Genomic DNA, 2,913 nt, shown 5'->3' on the forward strand with positions numbered 1-2,913 from the left:
ATTGAGCAGCGGGGCAGGGGGCGGGGGCGTCGGGCCGACTGCCGACTGCCGGGCCGGTGGGGGCGACCGCCGGTGGCGGCATCCGTGTGCGGGGGCGAGGCCCGTCGCCGGACCGCCGGACTCCGCATCCACGGCGACGCCACAGGGGGTACCTCTCACAAAAACCTTTGACAAGGTAGTTGCTTCAGATCAAGCGTTTTCGGAGAGGGTACCCGGAGGGGCCGCCCCACCGGACCGCGCTCCGGATCGGCATCGACCCCCGCGTGCGATGGCCGTCACGGCACGGACCCCCACCGGCCCGGCGGCCCGCAACGCGCCCTACGCCCCGGCCCGTGCCCGCCGCTGCTCAATCGCGCGAAGCGCGCGAGACGATACCCGCGCTTGACATCCGGCCTGCGCTCAGAGGGTGCGATCAAGGCGACCGGCCTTCGCGGCCCGTATGAAGCCGCCGAGCGCGGCGGGCGTCGTACGGACCAAGGTCTCCGGCTGGTCGCTTTCGCGTATGCGGATGCCGTCGTGTGCGGCGGCGAGTTCCACGCAGTTTTGGTGGACGTCCGCGCTGAAGGAGGACTTGCGCCATGTGGTGTGCGGCATGCTGCTTTCCTCAGTGGGTGTGGTCGAGGCTGGCGGCTTTTACGGCTCGTATGAACGACCGGAGGGTGGCGGGGGTGGTGCGGAGTACCGCGTCGGGTTGGTCGCTTTCGCGTATGCGGATGCCGTCGGGGCTCGTGGCCAGTTCTACGCAGTTGGCGCCTACGTCCGTACTGAAGGAGGACTTGCGCCATGTGGTGTGCGGCATGCTGCTTTCCTCAGTGGGTGTGGTCGAGGCGGCCATCTTTCACGGCCCGTATGAAAATGCCAAGGGCGGCGGGGCTGGTGCGAAGCACCGTGTCGGGCTCGTCGCTTTCGCGTAGGCGTATGCCGTCCCATGCGGCGGCGAGTTCCACGCAGTTGGCCGCACCAGCTTCACTGAACGATGACTTTTGCCAGGTGAGGTCGGACATGACACCTTCCCTAGAGGGTGTACAGAATGTGTTGAAGGAGGCCCCATGAATCACGCTGTTCGTGGAGTTCGGGGGCCGCATCTGCTACTACCGGTGGCAATGCGCTCTGGCTCAAATCACTGAATGTGCATTCGTAACGAGTGATGGACTCCGCATCGCCGAGCCGCAGGTTCGCGGAAGGATGGTCCGCGACGACTGTCTCCAGGCCCGGAACTCCGACTCCCAGGATGAGGAACGGCGTGCTGTGCCAGAAGCGCACGCCAACCTTGAAGGGCAAGAGCTGGATGGTCACATTCGGGTTCATCGACACCCGAATGAGCTGCGTCAGCTGCTCCCTCATGACCTGTGGACCTCCCACCTCCATGCGGAGCGCAGCCTCGTGAATGACGGCCTGGAAGGTGGTGGGCTGCTCAGGTCCCAGGATGGCCTGGCGGGCTCTTCGGAAGCGGACTAGTTGCTCGATCTCCTCGGGTGAGGCGCCAGGAAGTCCGCTGCGGAACAGGGCGCGCATGTAGGACTCGGTCTGCAACAGGCCCGGGATCAGCAGGGTTTCGTATGTCTGGACCCTCGTCGCTCGGGATTCCAGCTCGGCGAGGTCGAGTGTGGACTGCGGGAAGGACTTTCGATACGCCGACCACCAGCCCTTGCCGTGGCTCTCGGCCATACTGACCAGCTCGTCAACGTACGGTTCATTCTTGCACCCATAGGCGTCAACCAGCTCGCGGAGACGCTCGGTTGGGATGGCCGTCCGCCCCGCCTCGATGTGGCTCAGGTGCGGCGCGCCCATGCCGATCAGCTTGCCGCCTTCGGCGATCGACAACCCTGCCTGGAGACGCAACTTCTTGAGCTCCGCGCCGAGTCGGCGTTGCCGTTCGGTGATGAGCGTTCGCAGCGCCACGGGCGGTCCTCCAGGGGATTCGGTGACAGTGTGCCCCGCGAGGCTGGGGCGGTCCAATCATCTCGCCAAGATGGTTGCAAAGTTGCTGAGCCCTACCCTACCTTGGGTGTTGCCTTAATCGCACAGGGTATTGAGCCACAAGCGCCACGGAGGCGTCGCATGGGAGCACCCGCACACCTGGAACGTCCGCACCGTTACACCCTCACCGCCCCCGCCCTCCCCACATCCCCCCGTCTCTGCCGCGACTTCGTGCGCGGCGTTTTCACCGCCTCCGGGCTGAACGAACTCGCCGACGCGGCAGCCCTCTGCACCTCGGAGTTGGTCACCAACGTCCATCGCCACGGCAAGGGCGATGTACGGATGGCCGCCAGCGTCCAGCACGACCGCGTCCGGGTGACCGTCCACGACGACAGCCCCGAACTGCCCTCGCCCCGCCGCGCCATGGGCAATGAGACCAACGGGCGCGGTCTCTTCCTGGTCACGGCCCTCTCCGACCTCTGCGGCATGACCATCGACGAACCGGCCAACGGAACGGGCAAATCCGTCTGGTTCGAGTTCAACCTCCCGTCCGCGAAAGCGAGCGGCACCGCATGAACCCCACCCCCGCCGAGCGGGTCGCCGCGATCCTCCGCGACGAGTTCGCCGCCCACGGCGTACGCCTCCCCGACGTACGGGCCGACCTCAGCGACGCCCGCCAGCCGCGACTGGAACTCGGCACCGTCCCCCTCGGTACCGGCTTCGCGCTGCTGCGCGTGCTCACCGACTACCAGCGGCTGCTGAAAGCCGAGAAGGCCGGCGGTCGCCCGCCGGCCTTCGGTCCCTGACGCGCCAGTGGCGTCACCAGATGATGGCGTCGTCCATCGACTGCTGCCAGTACGTGACCTTGAGGGAGTCGTCCACGTAGACGCCCTTGGCGGGCAGTGACGGGTGGGCGGCCGAGGGGACGTCCTCGTCGGCGGTGCGGCCCTGGAAGTAGACGGTGAGGGACTTCACCGTGTGGCCGTTCTTACC

At 66.8% G+C, this 2,913-nt stretch carries 6 protein-coding genes and 1 pseudogene; 2 read left to right on the forward strand and 5 right to left on the reverse strand.

The genetic code is table 11. The annotated features are described in order from the left end of the window. Positions 1–399 precede the first annotated feature (399 nt). From AXW62_RS19615 to AXW62_RS19625, 4 genes are read right to left on the reverse strand one after another with little or no spacing between them, the layout of a single operon-like run. On the reverse strand, positions 400–594 hold the full coding sequence (locus AXW62_RS19615) for a DUF397 domain-containing protein (RefSeq protein WP_060945674.1): 195 nt from the start codon (positions 592–594) through the stop codon (positions 400–402). 10 nt (positions 595–604) lie between these two features. Continuing rightward, a complete protein-coding gene (locus AXW62_RS41140) occupies positions 605–799 on the reverse strand; it encodes a DUF397 domain-containing protein (RefSeq protein ID WP_079115695.1) in 195 nt (64 codons plus the stop codon). A gap of 10 nt (positions 800–809) precedes the next feature. Continuing rightward, a complete protein-coding gene (locus AXW62_RS41145) occupies positions 810–1,004 on the reverse strand; it encodes a DUF397 domain-containing protein (protein WP_079115696.1) in 195 nt (64 codons plus the stop codon). A 10-nt stretch (positions 1,005–1,014) separates the two neighbouring features. Then, positions 1,015–1,902, reverse strand: coding sequence for a helix-turn-helix domain-containing protein (locus tag AXW62_RS19625; protein WP_060945676.1), 888 nt, complete (start codon positions 1,900–1,902; stop codon positions 1,015–1,017). A gap of 159 nt (positions 1,903–2,061) precedes the next feature. Between AXW62_RS19625 and AXW62_RS19630 the strand changes: the two genes are divergently transcribed. Then, positions 2,062–2,496, forward strand: a complete 435-nt coding sequence (locus AXW62_RS19630) for an ATP-binding protein (protein WP_030843168.1) — start codon at positions 2,062–2,064, stop codon at positions 2,494–2,496. After that, on the forward strand, positions 2,493–2,726 hold the full coding sequence (locus AXW62_RS19635; RefSeq protein WP_060945677.1) for a hypothetical protein: 234 nt from the start codon (positions 2,493–2,495) through the stop codon (positions 2,724–2,726). Before AXW62_RS19630 ends, AXW62_RS19635 begins: the two co-directional genes overlap by 4 nt. A 13-nt stretch (positions 2,727–2,739) precedes the next feature. Here the strand turns inward: AXW62_RS19635 and AXW62_RS47465 are convergent. Continuing rightward, positions 2,740–2,913 (reverse strand): annotated as a pseudogene (locus AXW62_RS47465) (DUF4232 domain-containing protein); the annotation flags it as partial.

Origin of the sequence: Streptomyces hygroscopicus subsp. hygroscopicus (assembly GCF_001553455.1) — a bacterium.
In the GTDB taxonomy this organism is placed as follows: domain Bacteria; phylum Actinomycetota; class Actinomycetes; order Streptomycetales; family Streptomycetaceae; genus Streptomyces; species Streptomyces hygroscopicus.

Excerpts from the sequence above, each read along its gene's own strand:
- AXW62_RS41145 (WP_079115696.1), bottom strand. The coding sequence starts at position 1,004 with ATGTCCGACCTCACCTGGCAAAAGTCATCGTTCAGTGAAGCTGGTGCG.
- AXW62_RS41140 (WP_079115695.1), bottom strand. The coding sequence starts at position 799 with ATGCCGCACACCACATGGCGCAAGTCCTCCTTCAGTACGGACGTAGGC.
- AXW62_RS19635 (WP_060945677.1), top strand. The coding sequence starts at position 2,493 with ATGAACCCCACCCCCGCCGAGCGGGTCGCCGCGATCCTCCGCGACGAG.
- AXW62_RS19615 (WP_060945674.1), bottom strand. The coding sequence starts at position 594 with ATGCCGCACACCACATGGCGCAAGTCCTCCTTCAGCGCGGACGTCCAC.
- AXW62_RS19630 (WP_030843168.1), top strand. The coding sequence starts at position 2,062 with ATGGGAGCACCCGCACACCTGGAACGTCCGCACCGTTACACCCTCACC.